Source organism: Shewanella surugensis, assembly GCF_023284005.1.
Lineage (GTDB): Bacteria > Pseudomonadota > Gammaproteobacteria > Enterobacterales > Shewanellaceae > Shewanella > Shewanella surugensis.
Map to the genome: position 1 here is coordinate 1 of NZ_JAKIKS010000276.1, position 2,204 is coordinate 2,204.

Sequence of the window (2,204 nt, forward strand, 5' to 3'; positions counted from 1 at the left end):
CGGGTACGGGCGCTTGCTTGATGTTAGCTTGCGTCCCTTGAGTTTCACACTGGTTGCAGCTGTATTTTAACCTAATGTGCTCAATGACTTTGATTTGAGCAGGAATGAATTGCAGTTTTTCGCTGCTATCTTGACCCATTAACACCAGTTGATAGCCACAACAATCTTTAGGAAGAGCTGACACATCATCATGAGTTATTAACCCAGCAGGCTCATCAATGGTGACTTCAGCTTCGTTAAATAACTCACCCTGATAATCATGGCGTTCACTGCTCATGCCAAACCGTTTTTGTTGTGCAAGGCGAAATTGCTCAAGTAACCGCTGCACAGATTGTTTAAGTTCAGCGATTTCAGCATCTTTTAATCTCATTCGGGTTTAATTCCTCGCCGCTGGCGGCGTATAATGCCTGTATGAGCGAATATATACATAAAAGACATAATGTTACGATATTAATTTTTCACTTAGGTTTTCCTACAAAGTATAGAAAGGTCGTCTTTGATCGAAAAGTTGATGAGGCACTTAAGGATATTTGTTTGGAAATTGAAAAACGTTATCAAATCAAGTTTCTAGAAATTGGTATAGATGAAGATCATGTTCATTTTTTAGTTCAGTCAGTGCCAACATATAGCGTAACTAAGTTAGTAACGATGATAAAAAGCCTAACAGCGAGGCATATCTTTAGAGAGTGCCCAGAGGTTAGGAAAAAGGCGATCGATTCGGTGAGTTTGTTACTATCAGTGCCGATAGCAGTACGATTGCAATCGGGACTTATGCAGAGAGTTCGTCTGCAACGGGGATTAATGGCGATCAAACGGACAATGACACAGATAATAGTGGCGCTGTGTATGTTTTCAACCAAGAAGGGGAGAATGGAAACAAGAAGCTTATGTTAAAGCCCTTATTTTGGAGGGAAATAACCAGTTTGGTAGTGGTATTGAGTTAAGTGCAAACGGACAAACACTGTTGCAACTAGTCGCTCAGGTGTTTATTTTTATGATCGAGATACCGAAGAGTGGGGATGTTATTCTGTATTACACACTACAGGAAGTGAAGCATAATCTTTGAAGTTAAGTCAAGATGGGTTATCTTTGTTTACACAAAAATCACTTGAATTTACCCCAGATACCATCAGTGTTCCATTCGTTTTCATACCCGCAGGATCAATCGAGCGGCCAATGTCTTCATAATCCATACCAACGACTTTCCAGTCATTATTGCGTTTTGAACTGCTCTAATAGTATATGGGCTTATACAGACTATCCTTGATTTAAAAAATAATGGGTTAACAAATCCCCCTCTGTTTTTGCTGAACTATCTCTGACCTTAAGTTCTTTAGTATATTTTTCATCAGATGGATCTATAAGTTCAGGATCTTGAATTTTTGAAATCTCTTCAAATACACGCATTAAATTGTAAGACATAGTGGTGAGTCGCATTTGGTTATTTAAGGCGTTACTATCAGATGACCAAGCTTTTTTTCCTTCAAATCACTTTTACTATTATTGAACGCCTTCTCAATTGTCCAGCGCTTGAAATAGAGCATGGCAATCTTTCCTGGATTAATGCCGGCTGGCAAGGTTGTTATAAAACGATAAAGTATTTTCGTTTCAGGATCTCTATATTGGACCAGACTAAATTTTACCTCCTTGTTTTGGTCAATGCTATAGCCCTCAATACCTACATTGATATCACTCCTCTTGTCGAATGGGATTGATTCAAAAAATGTGGCTACTGAGTTATCTTTTAATACTGAAATCATATCATTATCATGCTGTTTCTGATGTTTCCACCACGTATAGTCTGTCACAGCCTTGTCGTAGACATAGAGGTGCTTTTCCTGTTTATTATTTTTGTCTCAATATATTGATGCCACAGCTACAATCGTAGCTGTGGGGGATTCAAAAGAGAGCTCAGCAGCAACAGGTATTCAAGGTAACCAAAATAATACTTCCGCTGAAGACTCAGGTGCCGTATATGTTTATTAATTCACTTGGTGAATAATCGGTTAGTCATTGAATGACAAGCGGGCCGTTTCTGGCTCGCTTTTTTGTGCTCACGCTTAATGGCACGCTGTGCACTTAACTTAGGTGCTAAGCAGGGCGGGATCGCACTTTGTTAACAAAGATTGAATCTGCTGAATTACTGTGATCTAATCGCACCTCACTTTCTGAGAGGTAACCCAATGACCCTGATCGAACACCTT

3 protein-coding genes and 1 pseudogene are annotated in these 2,204 nt (G+C 39.4%); 1 reads left to right on the forward strand and 3 read right to left on the reverse strand.

Features of this window, described 5'->3' with window-relative positions; genetic code table 11:
- The coding region (locus tag L2764_RS26855) for an IS66 family transposase zinc-finger binding domain-containing protein (protein ID WP_248943394.1) at window positions 1-370 on the reverse strand (370 nt) is incomplete at its 3' end.
- Between the two features lie 41 nt (window positions 371-411).
- Between L2764_RS26855 and tnpA the strand changes: the two are divergent.
- Window positions 412-708: pseudogene (gene tnpA, locus L2764_RS26860) on the forward strand (IS200/IS605 family transposase); the annotation flags it as partial.
- Window positions 709-1,257: 549 nt separating this feature from the next.
- Here tnpA and L2764_RS26865 read toward each other — a convergent pair.
- The gene (locus tag L2764_RS26865) at window positions 1,258-1,422 is read right to left on the reverse strand and encodes a hypothetical protein (protein ID WP_248943395.1); all 165 of its coding nucleotides are present in this window, start codon (window positions 1,420-1,422) and stop codon (window positions 1,258-1,260) included.
- A 23-nt stretch (window positions 1,423-1,445) separates the two neighbouring features.
- Window positions 1,446-1,808: a hypothetical protein gene (locus tag L2764_RS26870; protein ID WP_248943396.1), complete on the reverse strand. Its 363-nt coding sequence runs from the start codon at window positions 1,806-1,808 to the stop codon at window positions 1,446-1,448.
- Window positions 1,809-2,204 lie beyond the last annotated feature (396 nt).